The organism is Streptomyces sp. A0958, from assembly GCF_004795035.1.
In the GTDB taxonomy this organism is placed as follows: Bacteria; Actinomycetota; Actinomycetes; order Streptomycetales; family Streptomycetaceae; genus Streptomyces.
Genome location: NZ_SSBK01000010.1, coordinates 60,615 through 76,725, shown reverse-complemented (window position 1 = coordinate 76,725; position 16,111 = coordinate 60,615). Strand labels below are relative to the sequence as shown.

Genomic DNA, 16,111 nt, shown 5'->3' with positions numbered 1-16,111 from the left:
CTGTCCGCCCCCGCGTTCACCACGGTTTATCCGTCCTTCCAGGGCTTCCGGCGCCCTCGCCTCCGGATACGCCTCCGCGCCCGGCGAACGCACGGCTGCTGCCGGTCGCACGGTGACGGCGACCGGCGGGCCGGTCCGACCCGGGCGACGCACCTCGCCGGGGGCGCCGAAGTCCCAGTCCCCCGGCCCGGCGCAGCCGGAGCCGCGCGAGCAACCCTCCCGGGCCGCCGGCGTGGACGGGTCGGCCGGGCGCGGCCGGTACGCCGGGCGCAGCCGGTACGCCGGGCGCAGCCGGTACGCCGGGCGCAGCCGGTACGCCGGGCGCAGCCGGTACGCCGGGCGCAGCCGGTACGCCGGGGGCGGCTGGTGCGTCGGACGCGGCCGGTGCGGTGCGCGCAGCCGGTGCGGTGCGCGCCTGCGGTTCGTCCGGCAGGGGCGCCGGCCGGCAGGGCACGGCCGGCCGCTCGGACGAGTCCCGCTCGTCCGACGCCCCCTCCGGCCCCGGCCACGGCTCGTCGCCCGGACGCGGGGCGGGGCGGAGGTCGCGGGCGGTGTCCAGTTCCGTGATGAGGCTGACCCGGCGCCAGAGGATCTCGTCCGGTTCGTCCGCCGGCATCAGCCTCGCCATCGCTTCCCGCCCGGCGACCGTTACCCTTCGGCCGGATGCCGTTCCCCGCCTGATCCTGCCGAAGTAGGCCCGCTCGTAAGGATCGTCGACCACCTCCGCCAGCTGGACCGGGTCCAGACCCTGCGCCACGATCGCCGCACGCGCCCAGGGGTCCTGGGTGAGGGCCAGCAGGCGTTCGATCCTGCGCGAGCGCCAGTTGCGGGGCCGGCAGTCACCCCCGGCGTCCAGCAGGTCGCGCATCCAGGTCGGGCTGTTGCCCACCAGGAGTTCGGGCGACCTGGCCGCCAGCGCTTGCAACTCCTGGGCGAGATAGACCCATACCACGGCCCGGTAGCGGTTGAGGTAGAAGGCGACGGGCGTGACGCACCCGGCCCTGGCCAGCCGGGTGAAGCGGGCCGGGCTGATCCCGAGCAGACTCGCCCCCTCCGCCGTCCCCACCGTGCGCACCCGCTCGCGCAGCGCGCCGGGGAAACCGCCCTGAGCCCGGAGGCGTTCCATCTCCTCGCGGTGCACCCTGGGCCGCACGCCGGCCGGGCCACTCGTCAGCCTCACCGCTCCCAGGTACACCGCCATGTCGAACTCGCCCCGTTTGAGCCCGAGTTCCGTGGCGGCCCGTCCAGCGGCCATCGTCTGCGCACTGTCGTAGCGCACCGCGTCCGCTTCCGACGTCCCCGCCTCCGTCCCCGTCCCGCGCGATTCCACAGCAAGTGACCGGTTTTCATGCACTTCTACTACCGACATGACGACACTCCCCCGTGAGACTCGAATACTCTCTGTGACCAGAGTAGTCCGGGAAAGTCAACTGCCGCCGAGCCTGTGGACAACTCCACGGGCCGGGCGGCAGCCTGGGGCATGCCCTGTCAGAGCCGGTTGATTCCCCCGGTCCCGTCCTGCCGCGACGACACGGAGAGGTGTTCCCCCACCCGGTTGACCAGGAGTGTCATCTCGTACGCCACCTGACCCACGTCCGCCTCCGCCTCGCTCAGTACGCACAGACAGCTGCCGTCCCCGGCCGCCGTCACAAAGAGCAGTGCCTCGTCGAACTCCACCATGGTCTGCCGGGCCTTGCCGGCGCGGAAGTGCCGTCCCGAGCCACGGGCGAGACTGTGCAGCCCTGACGAGACGGCCGCCAGGTGTTCGGCGTCCTCCCGTGCCAGTCCGGCGCTCGCACCGGTCACCAGGCCGTCGTTCGACAGCACCAGGGCGTGCCGTATGTGCTCGACCCGCTTGGTGAGATCGTCAAGGAGCCAGTCGAGTTCCTTGTCCAGCGCCATTCTGTTTCCTCCCCGTTCACGCGTTCCCCGTGTCTCGCTTGTGCGCAAGCCTTGCGCACAGGTCACGTACGGGCAAGCACCCCACCCGTCCCACCGGTCCGGAAGCAGCCGCCGGTGTTCATCCGTAGGACAGGTCCTCGCACAGGTCGTCGTCGGCCGAGCGGGCTCCCTCGGCGACGTCGGCCGGTACGCCGGACGTCGGGGTGGCGGACGCGGTGTCCGGTGCGGGCGACGGGTTGTCCGCGTAGTCCTGTCCGACGATCAGCTGGATTCCGGCGCCGGTGGACTGCGTGACCCGCGCACCCGGGAAGAGCCTGGCCGTCGTACGGGCCTCGTCGCCCAGGCCGGGGCCGTACGCGACGAGGGTGCGGGACCGGCCCTGGTCCTGCGCGGTGGCCGTACCGGTGACGGTGAAACCGTGCGTGCGCAGGAGGTCGGCCGCCCGGCCCGCGAGCCCGGTCACCGTGGTGCCGTTGTAGACGGCGACATCGACGCCCGTACCGGAGACCGGGGATTTCGACGCCTTGGGTGAGGCGCCGGCCCTCGCCCTGCCTCCCCCGGTTTCCTTGCCGTCGAGAGTGCGGTCGGCCTTCAGTGCGGCCCACAATTCGTCGGCGTCCGGTTCCACGACGGCGACGCGGGCACCCTCGTAGCGCCAGGGCACGGTGACGAACTTGGTGTTGTGCAGGTCGACGTTCTTCATCGACAGAACGAAGGAGAGCAGCTTGTCGGCCGATCCGAGCCCCGGGTCGACGGTCATCGCGTCGGTCGCGGCGTTGGCCAGCGGCAGCAGGGTGGTGGGGTTCATGCCCCGGGACTTGATCTTCTTCACCAGGGAGGCGACGAAGGCCTGCTGCCTCTTGATCCGCCCTATGTCGGAGCCGTCACCGATCCCGTGCCGCAGCCGGACGTAGTCGAGGGCGCGCTGTCCGGACACCGTCTGCGCGCCCTTGGCGAAGACCCGTGATCCCTGGGTGGCCCGCTTGGGATTCAGGTCGCGCTGGTACACATCCTGCGGCAGACAGACCCGCACCCCGCCGACGGCCGAGGTGAGTGCGGAGAAACCGGCGAAGTCGACCACGACCGTGTGGTCGACACGCAACCCCGTGAGGTGTTCGACGGTGTTCTGGGTGCAGGCCGGGTTGCCCTCCGCGGTCTCCCCCACCGAGAACGCCCCGTTGAACTGGCTGTGGTGCTGCGGGGCCGTCCAGCTGCCGTCGGGCTTCCGGCAGGCCGGGATGTCGACCATGGCGTCGCGCGGGACGGATACGGCCACGGCGTGTTTACGGTCGCCGTAGACGTGAAGGAGGAACACGGTGTCGGAGCGGCCGACCGCGCCCGTGCCGCCGCCGAGTCCGCTGTTGTCGCCGGAGCGCGTGTCCGACCCGATGACGAGGACGTTCTGCCCTCCGGCCGTACCCGGCGGCCGGTCGCCGGAGATGCCGTCGGCGCTGAACGTGTCGATGTTGCCGGTCAGTTTCAGGTAGCCCCAGCCGACGCCGGCCACCAGCAGGACGAGGAACGACAGCGCGGACACCGCCGTCCGCCGCAGCCGGGTGCCCCTGCCCCCCGCTCCTGTCCCCTTGTGCCTGCTTGTCATGGGCCACCCCGTTCGTCCGGCTGACGTGCGGAGCGGCCTGTCGGCAGCACCGGCACGGTCGTGCAGTTGTGCGTTGTCAAGGTCGTGGAGCTCTGTCGTGAAGCGTTTGTCGTACAGCGCCGTGAGGCGTCTCCATCGTCGATCCGATCCCCTGTCCCCACACGGACACCGGAAACATTGACCGGAAGACACCGGGAGAGAGGGGAAGGAGAGCGCTCCCGTTCACCGGGCCGGTCGGAGAAGCGGGCCGGACCCCGCCCGCGCCCTGGGCAAATCCTCTCGAATCGTGAAGAGTGAGGGCGGGGCCGCCGCCTCTTCGACGGCGGCCGGTGAACCACTGGATCATTGGAGGAAGTTCATGGGTGTGACCCTGGCCAAGGGCGGCAACGTCTCCTTGTCGAAGGAGGCGCCCGGCCTGACCGCGGTGACGGTCGGCCTGGGCTGGGACGTAAGGACGACGACCGGTGCCGACCACGACCTCGACGCCAGTGCACTGCTGTGCGCGGACCACGGCAAGGTCCTTTCCGACCTGCACTTCGTCTTCTACAACAACCTCAACAGCCCGGACGGTTCCGTTCAGCACACCGGTGACAACCTGACGGGTGAGGGCGAGGGCGACGACGAGTCCATCAATGTGAACCTCTCGGCGGTACCGGCCGACGTCGCGAAGATAGTCTTCCCGGTCTCCATCCACGACGCGCAGAGCCGGGGGCAGAGTTTCGGCCAGGTGCGCAACGCGTTCATCCGCGTGGTGAACCAGGCCAACGGCGTGGAGCTCGCACGCTACGACCTCAGCGAGGACGCGTCGACGGAGACCGCCATGGTGTTCGGCGAGCTCTACCGGAACGGCAGCGAGTGGAAGTTCCGCGCGGTCGGTCAGGGTTACGCCTCCGGCCTGGCGGGCATCGCGTCCGATTACGGCGTCAACGTCTGACCGCGGCCGGCCCCACCGGCCCGGCTCCGCGTCAGCGGCGGCCGTGCCGGTGCCGTCCCCTCGGCCGTCACCCGGAGGCCGACGCCTCCGCGTCCCGCGCGGTGCGGCTGATGACGCTGGGCCACCACGCCCTGGGCCCGATGTCCACGACGAGCGCCGGGGCCAGCAGCGACCGCACCACGAGCGTGTCCAGCAGGACGCCGAAGGCCACGATGAACGCGATCTGGGCGAGGAACGCGAGCGGGATCACGATCAGCGCGGCGAAGGTGGCGGCCAGCACCACGCCCGCCGATGTGATGACCCCGCCGGTGCTGACCAGGCCCCGCAGCATGCCCTGCCGCGCCCCGTGTGCCAGCGCCTCCTCGCGGACCCGGGACATCAGGAAGATGTTGTAGTCGACGCCGAGGGCCACCAGGAACACGAACCCGTACAGGGGCACCGATGCGTCCGTACCGCTGAAGCCGAAGGCGTGCTTGAAGACCAGGGCCGAGACGCCCAGGGTCGCGAGGAAGTTGAGGCCCACGGTGGCCACCAGCAGGACCGGGAATAGGACTGACCTCAGCAGGCCCATCAGGATCAGCAGAATGATCACGAGCACCACCGGCACGATGATGCCGCGGTCGCGCTCGGCCGTGCGCTGGGTGTCGTACTGCTGGGCCGTGTAGCCGCCGACGAGCGCGTCCGCCCCGGGCACGGAGTGCACAGCGGTACGCAGGCGCTTGACGGTCTCCGTGGCCGCGTCGCTGTCCGCCGCGTCGTCCAGCGTCACGTCGACGCGCACCCGGCCGTCCACCACGAGCGGCTTGCCCCCGCCAGGCCGGCCCGACGCCGTGACGGGCGCGGCGGAGGACACCCCGGGTGTCGCCTCGGCCGCCGCGGTCACCTCATCGGCCCGGCCGGCCGCCGCGAGGACCACGGCCGGGTTGCCCGAGCCGCCCGGGAAGTGCTTGCTGAGCGTGGCCTGGGCGGAGACGGACGGGGCGTCGTTCACGAAGATCTCGTCCAGCGGGACGCCCTGGGACTTCAGGGTGGGCGCGAACGCCGCGCAGGCGACCAGGACCAGTGCGCAGGAGAGCCACACCTTGCGCGGTGACCCGTCGACGCGTGCGGCGATCCGGCGCCAGACACCGTGCCCGCCGGTCGCCTCGTCGGCGGGGCGCGGCTTCGCCGGCCAGTACGCGGCCCGCCCGCACAGCACCAGCACTGCGGGCAGGAACGTCATCGTGCTCAGCACCGCGCACACGATCCCGATGGCGCCCACGGGCCCCAGGGCCCGGTTGTTCGTCAGGTCGCTGAGCAGCAGCGCGAGGAGCCCGAGCGCGACGGTGGCGGCGCTCGCGGTGATCGCCCCGAAGGAGCGGCGCAGCGCGGCGAGTGCGGCGGTGGTCCGGTCGCCGTGCCCCGCCAGTTCCTCCCGGAAACGCGCCGTCAGGAGGAGGGCGTAGTCGGTTGCCGCCCCGATCACCAGGATCGACAGGATGCCCTGGACCTGACCGTCCACGAGGACGACGTCGTGATCCGCGAGGACGTAGACGACGGCGCAGGCGAGCGCGAGGGCGAAGACGGCACTGATGATGATGAGGAAGGGCAGCAGCACACTGCGGTAGACGAGGAGCAGGATCACCAGCACGGCGGCCAGCGCCACGCCCAGCAGGAGCCCGTCGATCCCCGCGAAGGCGTGCTTCAGATCGGCCTGGGTGGCGGCGGGCCCGGCGATCTCGACCGTCGTGCCGGTCACCGAACCGGCCGCGTCACGCACCCGGTCGAGGGTGTCCGGCAGTTCGTCGCCGAGGTCGGAGCGCAGTTGCACGACGCCCGACAGGGCCTTTCCGTCGTCGGACGGCTGCGCGGGCGAGGGCGCGCCGACCACGCCGGGCTTCCCGGACAGTGAGGCGAGCGCCCGGGTGGCCGACGCCCTGGCGTCGCTCGGGAGCCTGTCGTCCCCGGCCGTCCACACGACGATCGCGGGTACGATCCCGGCCCGCTGGAACGCCTTCTGCTCGTCCGCGACCCTGGTCGACTCGGCGCTGCGCGGCAGAAACGCCGCCTGGTCGTTCGTCGCCACCTCGCCGAGTTTCCCGGCGAAGGGGCCGAGGGCGCCTCCGATGCCGAGCCAGACGACGAGCAGCGCTACGGGCACCAGCCATCGGACGACACGGTGCCTCGGTGCGGGCTTCATTGCTTCCCCAGGGGTCGACGCGGGACAGACATCCCGGATGTATCTCGGTCATTCATTATCTCAATGATCGAGAGATATTACTGTAGGGGCATGCGCACCGCAGACGAAAGCCCGGACAGAGGCACGGACGGCGGGCCCACGGGCCTCCAGTCGTTCGCGGTGCTGCTGCGCCGTATGAACAGCGAGTTCAACCGCATCACGCATGAGTTCGCGCAGGCCCAGGGCCTGCACCCGACGGATGTGCAGGCCCTGGTCGCCATCCTGGACGCGGACCGCGGCGAGGGGGGGCCGGCCATGACGCCGGGGCGGCTGCGCGAGCAGCTGGATCTCACCTCGGGCGCGGTGACGGCGTGTCTGGACCGGCTGGAGCGTGCGGGTCACATCCGGCGGGTACGGGACAGCGGCGACCGGCGCGTGGTGCATCTTCACTACGCGGCCGCGGCGAAACGTGTCGCCCGCGATTTCTTCCAGCCCCTGGCCGCGGGCACGGACGCGGCCCGCAAGCAGTTCGACGAGGACGAACTGCTCGTCGTGGTCCGGTTCCTGCACGCCATGAACGACGAGCTGGGGCAGCTGCGCCGGCCCGGGCCCCGGCCGTAGGGACCGGCGGCGGCGCCGCGGACGGAGCGCCGTACGCCCTCGTCACTCCGCCCGGGCCTCCGGGCCGGCGAGATCCCGGACCGGGCAGCCGCCGACGCCCGGAGTGGGGAACGTGCCGAGCGCGGCCACCTCGTATCCCTGCGGGTAGCCCTTGATCTCAGGGTTCTGCCGCGCGTAGTGCGGTGTGCCGCGGGGCGGCAGAAGGCGGACGGCACGTGCCCTGAGGCGCAGCGCGCCCCGGGTGAGGCTCCGTGCCGCGTAAGCCGGCCGCTCGTAGCGGAAGGCCCGCAGCAGCGAGTCGTCCAGGAGCGCGAGGCTCGCCCCCCGTACGAGCGGTGCGAGAGGGCGCGGATACCAGGAGGCCGTCAGGTCCAGCGTGGCGTCCGACACCGCACGCGCCCCTTCGTCCCAGCCGAAGTGGGCGTCCTCGTAGGTGTCGAGGGTGCGCTCGAAGTCCTCGTACGTCTGCGGCAGGTCCTTGATGCCCATGCGCGCGCCGAGGGTCCGGTAGTACGCGGCGCACGCCCGCAGCTCGTGGTCGCAGAGCCGGCGCCAGCCGTAGGCGTCGAGCCATCGCTTGGGCGTGACGACGAAGGTGCACAGGACGTAGCGCATGTCGTCGTTGCTGATGTCGTAGGCGGCGTGCATCCGGTTGATCCGGCGAAGGGCGGTGCGGCCCGGATCGCTGTCGAAGCCGTGCTCGACGACGGTGTCCAGGAGCAGCGAGGTGTCGTCGTACCGCTTCTGCGAACGGGCCGTCAGCTCCGCTGTCTCGGCGAGCAGTCGCCCGATGCTGGGGACGGCATAGGTGCGGTACAGGGCGAGTTCGAGGGCGCGGGTGATGTCCCAGGGGAACTCGTACGTCGCGGTGATCCGATAGATTTCGAGGAAGTCCCGGTCCGGGTCGAGGCGTTGGATCTCCTTCAGCCGGTCGTAACGCTTCACCGCGCTGCCCCCTTGTCCAGGTCGAGTGTCCCAGCGTACGTCCGAGGGCAGGACGGTGAGTAGGCGCGACGCACGCGCATTGAACGGAAGGCGGTTCCCCATGACCGAGATATTCGGTGTCCTGCGCAGAGCCGTGACCCCGGGCCGCAAGGGTGGCCGCACGGCCGCGGCCCCGCCGGCGCCCGTACGCCGGCAGCACAACCTCTTCGAGGCGGCGGCCGCGTTCGTCGCCGCGTCGGCCGAGGACGACGAGGAGCGCATGGACGAGGCGAGCGGCTGGGTGTCGCCGGAGCAGCTCTCCTTCGGCGTCAGCGAACTGGCCTGCCGGGCGCTCATCGCGCTCGCCCGCGAGCGGGACGAGTCACCGCAGACGGTGGCGCGTGAGCTGCTCGGCCTGACCGACGGCTGAGGCGGGCGCTACGCGGGTCGCCCCCGAGCGGGTCGTCTGCCTCGTCAGGGCCTCGACTAGGGGGTTACCCACTGGTTAAGGTGCGCCGACGGAAATCCATGACGGACGAGGAGGGTGCAGTGGCCGGGACGGACGACCCAGTCGCCGACGACGCGCTGTACGTGCTGACCGCTGTCCTGCTGACCCCCGCGCAGTTCCCCGGCGTGCTCGGCGACGACTATCCGGCGGCGTGCGCGTCGCTGCGGCTGGAGCCGTACGCCGAGGGGTACGGGCTCGTCCTGGGCCAGGACGGCGACGGCGCCCGGTGGACCGTCGTCATCGACGACGTGTCCCTGGTGGCGGTGGCGATCGCGTCCTGGGACTGCGGCATGGAGTACGACCTGTCGCCGGACGACCGCTCGGTGGTCTGCGCGCTCCCCGGCTGGCCCCTCGCCGTCTCCGTCGCCGCCCCCGGGGTGGCCGCCCCGCACGACCCGGCGCCCGAACCGGAGGCGGACGGCGAGGATCTGGCACCGCTGTCGCCGCCGGACACCGATGTGTGGGGGCCCGCGCAGCGCCGCCTGGGCGCGGACGCGATCGCCTCGCAGTGGGCAAAATGGCGCGCCCAGATCGACGACGCGACGGCGTTCGCACCGGCGAGCGGCGAAAGCGCGACGGGCACGGCCAGCGACGCGAGCGCCGCGACGCGAACGGAGACCGACACCAAGGCTGAGAACGAAACCGCAACCGCAACCGGGGCTGCGGACGGTCCCGAGGCGGCTGCCGACCCGGCGGACCCCGGCGGCGGCCGCGCCTCGGGCCCGCATCCCGGGATACGCAAGGCTCTGGCCGAGGCGCGGGCCTATGTCGACGAGCCCCCGCCGCCCGGCCGCGTGCGTTCCTCCTTCGCGCCCGGAGACGCCCGGATGATACGGGCCGACGGGCCCGGATGGTCGATGGTGGCCAGGACCGACGACATCGCGTTCGTACTGCTGGACGAGGTGCCGGGCGAAATCCTGCCGGTGGGGCGCGGCACCGAACTGCCGGGGCTCCTCAAGGCCCTGGACGCCCTGGCCGTACGCCCGGCCTGACCGCCAGCGGTCAGACACGATCCAGCGGGCGGTGGGGCTCGGCAGGAAGCTCGACCTCGACCGGGTCGCCGGGCCTGACCACCCCGCCCACCGCGACCACGCTCATGATCCCGGCCTTGCGGACCACGTTGCCCGCCTCGTCCCTTCCGACGACCTGCTTGAGGAGGCCGCTCCGGAAGTTGTCGATCTGCAGGCAGGGGTTGCGCAGCCCGGTGACCTCGACGACCGCCTCGTCGCCGAGGTGCAGCAGGGTGCCGACGGGCAGGGCGAGCAGGTCGATGCCGCGGGTCGTTATGTTCTCGCCGAGGCCCCCCGGGGCCACCGCGAAGCCGACCGTGCGCAGTTCGTCGAACAGTTCCTCGTGTATGAGGTGGACCTGGCGCAGATTGGGCTGCGTGGGGTCCTGGGCGACCCTGGAGCGGTGTTTGACCGTCACCCCCGCGTGCACGTCCCCGTCCACTCCGAGGCCGGCCAGCAGTGTCACGCTGTCCCGGTTCGGCTTGGTGAAGGTGTACGTCTCGTTCCTGCTGACGACGGTGACTGTGCCACTCACGGCTGGAATCCCCTTTCAGCGGCCGGCTCTCAGCGGCCGATCTCCTTGCGCGTGATCCTACGGAGCCTGCGGCGCTGGGACGGGTCCAGTGCCAGATAGGCGAGCGTGGGGACTCCGACAAGCACCAGCAGGGACAGCCAGAACCCGATGAACGGCATCAGGACGACTGCGACGACGACTCCCCCGATGGCTACCTTTGCGCTGTTCGACATCGCCCGTGCCTCCTTCGCGGCCCGTGGCCGCCTCTGATGTGAGAACGCCTGTGCGTGCTCATCGGTTCCAGCTGCCGCGTACTCGTCGCGGCCGGTCATCGCAGCGGCGCGCCGACCTCGTGCATGTGGGTGAGCGCCTGCCGGTAGGACTCGATGAGTCCGGTTTCCGCGTACGGCAGTCCGAGGGCCTCGCAGTGGGCCCTGACCAGGGGCTGCGCCAGGCGCAGGTGCGGGCGGGGCATGCTCGGGAAGAGGTGGTGTTCGATCTGGTAGTTGAGGCCGCCGAGAAACCAGTCGGTGAGGACCGCGCCGCGCACGTTGCGTGAGGTGAGGACCTGGCGCCGCAGGTGGTCCCAGCGGTCGCCGTCGGGGTCGGGCATCTCCATGCCCTTGTGGTTCGGGGCGAAGGCCATGCCGAGGTGGAGGCCGAAGAGCGCGTGGTGCACGAGGGCGAAGACGACTGCCTTCCCGGGGGACATGACGGTGAGCAGCAGGGTCGCGTAGAGGCCGAGGTGCGCGGTCAGCAGGAGGGCGGACAGGGCACGCTCCCGCACGGGCTGCCGGCGCAGGTACTGGAAGCCGGAGATCTTCAGCGCGATGCCTTCGAGGAGCAGCATCGGGAAGAACAGGCGGGCCTGGTTGCGGGTGAGCCAGCGGGCGAGGCCCTCGCGCTGGGCGGCCTGCTTCTGGGTCCAGACGAGGGCTCCCACGCCGACGTCCGGGTCCTTGTCGATGTGGTTGGGGTTGGCGTGGTGGCGTACGTGCTTGTCGTTCCACCACGCCTCGTTCATGCCGAGCAGCAGGTTGGCATGGACCAGGCCGATGGCGCGGCTCGCCCGGCGGTTCCCGGTTATCTGGGCGTGTCCCGCGTCGTGTCCGACGAACGCGGTGCGGGACCAGAAGACGGCCAGGGGCAGGGTGAGCAGCAGGACCCACCAGGTGTCGCCCAGGAGGACCACGCCGGTGAGCACGGCGGCCAGGGCGAGCAGATTGACGGTGATGCCTGCCGTGTACCAGCCGGTGCGCCGTTCGAGGAGTCCTTGCCCCTTGACGGTTCGCAGCAGGGGCGCGAAGTCACTTCCGGCGCCGTCGCGGGTGCGTTCCGCGACGGCCATGGCGGCCTGGGGCATGTTGTCTCCGGTCTCGAATCCGCTCTCTGACCTCACAAAACGTACGGTTCAGGGGGTCGCGGAAGCCATGGAGCCACCACCCGGGGCATGCGGGGGCCAGCCCCCTCGCCGGGCGGGGGCCGACTGCACCGGACAGCCCCGCCAAGGCTCGGAAGTGGCGCGTACCACAGGCCCGGGGAGCCGTTCATCGGCGCCGGTGGGGTACCCTCGGCGAACTCAGCCGACTAGTCAAATTTGAGGACTCTGACATCGCTGTGCACACCCTTCCCGCCGCTTCGCTCTCCGAGCTCTCCGCACTCGCCGGCTGTTGCGTGGTCTTCCTGCCCTCGGAACCCTCCCGCACCGGCCGCTTCGCCTTCTGGCACCCCGACGGCAGCAGCCCGCCCGACGGCCCCGGCGAGGCCGGGGGGCTGACCGTGGCCGGTGCCGACGCCCTGCCGTACGAGGTACCGGCCCGCCTGCTGCCGGTGCGTGACGCGCTCCCGGTGCTCACGCGTGCGCGAGCGGCGGCCGAGGCCTCCGTATCGGTGGCGTTCTGGGGCGCGGCAGGGCTGCTGGCCCTCCAGCTCGCCGCCCGGGGCCTGCTCCTGCCGGGTCTGAGCGCGACGGACCACGACACCTGGCGGGCCGGTCCGCTGACCGCCGACGACCAGAGCCGCGTCCGTACCCTGGCCGCGTCCATGCCGCCCACGGCCCACGCGGTGCCCCTCGACGCGACCGCCCGGCCACTGCTCCTGCCCGAACCGCAATGGCTGGTACGGGCGTTCCTCGACGCGGTCGCCGACTTCCTGCCCCGAACACCCGCTGCGTCCCTCGCCGCGGGTGGTCCGGCGTTCACCGCGCAGGCGCCGCAGCACGTGCCCGGCCATCGTGCGTGGGCCGCCGATGTCGCGGCCGGTCATGACGCGGGCGTCCGGCTGTCGCTGCGCGTGGAGGTGTCGGGCCTCGACCGGGACGACGAGCCGGCGACGGGGCCGTCGTTCCGTGTGGTTCCGCAGATCCACAGCGCCAGCGATCCCGCCGTGGTCGCCGACGCCGCCGAGATCTGGGCGGGCGGTGGCCCGGCCGCGGCGGCCTTCGGCCCACGGGCCCGGATGGACGTCCTGCTGACGCTGCGTCGAGCCGCCCGCGCCTGGCCGCCCCTCACCCCGCTGCTGTCGGCGGCCGTGCCCGACGCGGTGGAGCCGGCCGACGAGGAGATCACCGAGCTGCTGGGGTCCGCCTCGCGGGCGCTGGCCGCGACGGGCGTCCAGGTGCACTGGCCCAGGGAGCTGACCGCTCGTAAGCTCACGGCCCACGCGGTGATCGGACCGGACGGCGAGGACGCGCCCCGGGGGCTGTCGCGTACCGCGTCCGACGCCGCGCCCGTGCTGTCCCCCGACGCCCTGCTGGCCTTCGACTGGCGGTTCGCGCTCGGGGACCGGACGCTCAGCCGCGAAGAACTCGACCGGCTGGCCGAGGCGGGCCGGCCGCTGGTGCGGCTGCGCGACCAGTGGGTGCTGATCGACCCCGACGAGGCGCGCCGCGCCCGGGAGACCCACGACCGCAAGGTCACCCCGATCGACGCGCTCGGCGCGGTCCTGACCGGTTCCGCGGAGGTCGACGGCCGGCGGGTCGAGGTCCGGGCGACCGGCTGGCTGGAGCGGCTGCGCGAGCGGGTCGCCGATCCAGCCTCCCGGCGGAACCGCGACGGAGAACCCGCGGTCGGTCAGCCGGCCGCGCTCACCGCGACCCTGCGGGACTACCAGCTCCGCGGTCTGAACTGGCTGCACACGATGACCTCGCTCGGACTCGGCGGGTGTCTCGCCGACGACATGGGGCTCGGCAAGACCATCACCCTGATCGCCCTGCATCTGCACCGCCAGACCCTCGAAGGCGCCGCCGGGCCCACCCTCGTGGTCTGCCCGACCTCGCTGATGGGCAACTGGCAGCGGGAGATCGAGAAGTTCGCCCCGGGCACCCCGGTGCGCCGCTTCCACGGCGCCTCCCGCGGTCTGGACGACCTGGCCGGTTCCGGGTTCGTCCTCACCACGTACGGGACGATGCGGCTCGACGCCCCGAAGCTCGCCGCCGCGGAGTGGGGCATGGTCGTCGCGGACGAGGCGCAGCACGTGAAGAACCCGCACTCGGCGACGGCCCGCGCCCTGCGCACCATCGGCGCCAAGGCACGCGTCGCGCTGACCGGCACCCCGGTGGAGAACAACCTGTCCGAGCTGTGGGCGATCCTCGACTGGACGACCCCCGGCCTGCTGGGGCGGCTCGGCACCTTCCGTACCCGGTACGCGCACGCCGTGGAGGTCGGTGACCCCGCAGCCGCCGAACGGCTCGGCGCGCTGGTGCGCCCGTTCCTGCTGCGCCGGCGCAAGTCCGACCCCGGCATCGCCCCGGAGCTGCCCCCGAAGACGGAGACGGACCGGGCGGTGTCGCTGACCGCCGAACAGGCGGGTCTGTACGAGGCGGTGGTGCGGGAGACGCTGGCGGCGATCGCCGGGGCCGACGGCATGGCCAGGCGGGGTCTCGTGGTGAAGCTGCTTACCTCGCTCAAGCAGATCTGCAACCACCCGGCGCAGTACCTCAAGGAGGAGGAGCCGCGCATCGCGGGCCGCTCCGGAAAGCTGGAACTGCTCGACGAGCTGCTGGACACCATCCTGGCGGAGCGGGCGGGCGTCCTGGTGTTCACCCAGTACGTCGGGATGGCCCGGCTGCTCGAACGGCATCTGGCGGCGCGGGGGATCGGCACCCAGTTCCTGCACGGCGGCACACCGGTCGCCGCGCGGGAGGCCATGGTGAACCGGTTCCAGGCGGGTGAGGAACCGGTCTTCCTGCTGTCCCTGAAGGCCGCGGGCACCGGACTCAACCTGACCCGGGCGGGCCATGTGGTGCACTTCGACCGCTGGTGGAATCCGGCGGTCGAGGCGCAGGCCACCGACCGCGCGTACCGCATCGGGCAGACGCAGCCGGTGCAGGTCCACCGGCTGATCGCCGAGGGCACCATCGAGGACCGGATCGCGGACATGCTCGCCCGCAAGCGGGGGCTGGCGGACGCGGTGCTGGGCTCCGGCGAGAGCGCCCTGACCGAGCTCAGCGACGCGGAACTGGCCGCTCTGGTGGAGCTTCGAGGGGGGACTCGATGAGGGACGGACACGAGGGCGACGTCTTCGCCGACGGGAGCGACGGCGACGAGCGGGAGGAGGCGCTGTCCGCGCAGGAGCGCACCTTCGCCGCCCTGCCTCCGGCGCACGGCCGCGGTTTCGCCGCTTCCTGGTGGGGGATGGCGTGGCTGAAGGCGCTGGAGGACACCGCTCTGGACGGCCGGCAGCTGAAGGAGGGGCGCCGGTTCGCCCGGGAGGGTCTGGTCGGCGCCGTGTCGGTGCGGCCGGGCCGGATCACGGCGGTGGTCCGTGAGCGGGACGGGAGCACGTACCGCAGTGATGTGCTGCTCCAGGAGCTGGACGAGCAGGACTGGGACCGGTTCCTGGACATGGCGGTCGAGCGGGCCGGGCACATCGCGGCGCTGCTCGACCGGGAGATGCCGCCGCATCTCGTCGAGGACGCGGCGGCGGCCGGGATGGACCTGCTTCCGGGCATCGGCGATCTCGACCCGGAGTGCACGTGCGAGGCGTGGGACCACTGCCCGCACACCGCCGCCCTCTGCTATCAGGTGGCGCGGCTGCTGGACCAGGACCCCTTCGTGCTGATGCTGATGCGGGGGCGCGGCGAGCGGCGGCTGCTGGACGAACTCCAGGAGCGGATCGCGGCCCTGGCCGGGGAGCCGGGCGCGGCGTCCGAGCCCGAGGCGCGGGCCGCGAGCCGGGAGGTGCCCGGCGTGCCGGCGGCGCAGGCGTACGCCGCGGCCGGCATCCTGCCCGCGCTGCCCCCGCCCCCGGAGCTTCCCGACGCGCCGGGCCCGGCACCCTCGCTGGACACGGAGACCGGCCCGGAGCCGGGGGTGGACCCGACGGCGCTGGAGCTGCTGGCGAGGGACGGCGCGGCGCGGGCCCACCGGATGCTGGCCGACGCGCTGGCGCCGGGCCACGAACACCGCCCGCCGGCAGCGGACCTGACTGCGCGGCAGGACGCGGTGCGGCTGGCCGCCGAGGCGCACCCCGAGCCGTGGATCGTGCAGCGGCTGGCGACCGGCTCGGGGCGCCCTCGCGCCGGGCTGCCGGCCGCGGTCGCCGCCTGGCAGTTCGGCGGCGCGGCGGCTCTGGCCGTGCTCGACGAGGACCGGGTGCCGGACGCCGCTCTCCTGGCCCGGGCCAGGACGCGGCTCGCCGAGGCGTGGGAGGAGGACGAGGCTCCCCGGCTGCGGGCCGAGCGCAACCGCTGGACCTCGGTGGACGGCGGGCTTCAGCTCCGCTACGGCCCCGACGGGCGCTGGTACCCGTACCGCAAGGAGAACGGGCAGTGGTTCCCGGCGGGTCCGGCCGACGACGATCCGGCGGCGGCGTGGGCGGAGGCCGGCGGCCTCTGAGGGGGTAGGCGCCCGGGGAACGGGCATCCTTCAACGACCGCTTGCTGCAAAGGATTTGGGGCTCCTGGCGTCTTCCGCGACCCGCGCGACGCCCGTACGGTAG

At 72.4% G+C, this 16,111-nt stretch carries 14 protein-coding genes; 6 read left to right on the top strand and 8 right to left on the bottom strand.

Features of this window, described 5'->3' with window-relative positions; translation table 11 throughout:
- Window positions 1-16: 16 nt before the first annotated feature.
- The 3 genes from E6P78_RS33405 to E6P78_RS13350 form a co-directional block, all read right to left on the bottom strand.
- Window positions 17-1,279, bottom strand: a complete 1,263-nt coding sequence (locus E6P78_RS33405; RefSeq protein WP_346765568.1) for a DUF6397 family protein — start codon at window positions 1,277-1,279, stop codon at window positions 17-19.
- 209 nt (window positions 1,280-1,488) lie between these two features.
- Window positions 1,489-1,902, bottom strand: a complete 414-nt coding sequence (locus E6P78_RS13355; RefSeq protein ID WP_136203788.1) for a roadblock/LC7 domain-containing protein — start codon at window positions 1,900-1,902, stop codon at window positions 1,489-1,491.
- Between the two features lie 118 nt (window positions 1,903-2,020).
- Window positions 2,021-3,439 carry an LCP family protein gene (locus E6P78_RS13350; RefSeq protein ID WP_136203866.1) on the bottom strand — a complete coding sequence of 473 codons (1,419 nt, stop codon included), beginning with the start codon at window positions 3,437-3,439 and terminating at the stop codon, window positions 2,021-2,023.
- A 421-nt stretch (window positions 3,440-3,860) separates the two neighbouring features.
- Here E6P78_RS13350 and E6P78_RS13345 point away from each other — a divergent pair, with 421 nt between their 5' ends.
- A complete protein-coding gene (locus tag E6P78_RS13345; RefSeq protein ID WP_136203787.1) occupies window positions 3,861-4,436 on the top strand; it encodes a TerD family protein in 576 nt (191 codons plus the stop codon).
- 67 nt (window positions 4,437-4,503) lie between these two features.
- Here the strand turns inward: E6P78_RS13345 and E6P78_RS13340 are convergent, their stop codons facing one another.
- The gene (locus tag E6P78_RS13340; protein ID WP_206307799.1) at window positions 4,504-6,615 is read right to left on the bottom strand and encodes an MMPL family transporter; all 2,112 of its coding nucleotides are present in this window, start codon (window positions 6,613-6,615) and stop codon (window positions 4,504-4,506) included.
- Window positions 6,616-6,705: 90 nt separating this feature from the next.
- Here E6P78_RS13340 and E6P78_RS13335 point away from each other — a divergent pair, with 90 nt between their 5' ends.
- Window positions 6,706-7,215 carry a MarR family winged helix-turn-helix transcriptional regulator gene (locus tag E6P78_RS13335; protein WP_136203786.1) on the top strand — a complete coding sequence of 170 codons (510 nt, stop codon included), beginning with the start codon at window positions 6,706-6,708 and terminating at the stop codon, window positions 7,213-7,215.
- A gap of 42 nt (window positions 7,216-7,257) precedes the next feature.
- Here the strand turns inward: E6P78_RS13335 and E6P78_RS13330 are convergent, their stop codons facing one another.
- A complete protein-coding gene (locus tag E6P78_RS13330) occupies window positions 7,258-8,160 on the bottom strand; it encodes an oxygenase MpaB family protein (RefSeq protein WP_136203785.1) in 903 nt (300 codons plus the stop codon).
- A 100-nt stretch (window positions 8,161-8,260) separates the two neighbouring features.
- Between E6P78_RS13330 and E6P78_RS13325 the strand changes: the two genes are divergently transcribed.
- Window positions 8,261-8,569, top strand: coding sequence for a hypothetical protein (locus tag E6P78_RS13325; protein ID WP_136203784.1), 309 nt, complete (start codon window positions 8,261-8,263; stop codon window positions 8,567-8,569).
- A gap of 98 nt (window positions 8,570-8,667) precedes the next feature.
- Complete coding sequence (locus E6P78_RS13320) at window positions 8,668-9,639, top strand: hypothetical protein (protein WP_206307798.1); 972 nt, start codon at window positions 8,668-8,670, stop codon at window positions 9,637-9,639.
- A 10-nt stretch (window positions 9,640-9,649) separates the two neighbouring features.
- Here the strand turns inward: E6P78_RS13320 and E6P78_RS13315 are convergent, their stop codons facing one another.
- From E6P78_RS13315 to E6P78_RS13305, 3 genes are all read right to left on the bottom strand, one after another.
- Window positions 9,650-10,192, bottom strand: coding sequence for an MOSC domain-containing protein (locus tag E6P78_RS13315; protein ID WP_136203783.1), 543 nt, complete (start codon window positions 10,190-10,192; stop codon window positions 9,650-9,652).
- 29 nt (window positions 10,193-10,221) lie between these two features.
- Window positions 10,222-10,404: a hypothetical protein gene (locus tag E6P78_RS13310; RefSeq protein WP_073862040.1), complete on the bottom strand. Its 183-nt coding sequence runs from the start codon at window positions 10,402-10,404 to the stop codon at window positions 10,222-10,224.
- Between the two features lie 95 nt (window positions 10,405-10,499).
- Window positions 10,500-11,534, bottom strand: a complete 1,035-nt coding sequence (locus E6P78_RS13305; protein ID WP_136203782.1) for an acyl-CoA desaturase — start codon at window positions 11,532-11,534, stop codon at window positions 10,500-10,502.
- Window positions 11,535-11,788: 254 nt separating this feature from the next.
- Here E6P78_RS13305 and E6P78_RS13300 point away from each other — a divergent pair, with 254 nt between their 5' ends.
- On the top strand, window positions 11,789-14,668 hold the full coding sequence (locus E6P78_RS13300; RefSeq protein WP_136203781.1) for a DEAD/DEAH box helicase: 2,880 nt from the start codon (window positions 11,789-11,791) through the stop codon (window positions 14,666-14,668).
- On the top strand, window positions 14,665-16,008 hold the full coding sequence (locus E6P78_RS13295) for an SWF or SNF family helicase (RefSeq protein ID WP_136203780.1): 1,344 nt from the start codon (window positions 14,665-14,667) through the stop codon (window positions 16,006-16,008). The genes E6P78_RS13300 and E6P78_RS13295 overlap by 4 nt, the downstream gene beginning before the upstream one ends.
- The last annotated feature ends 103 nt before the right edge of the window (window positions 16,009-16,111 follow it).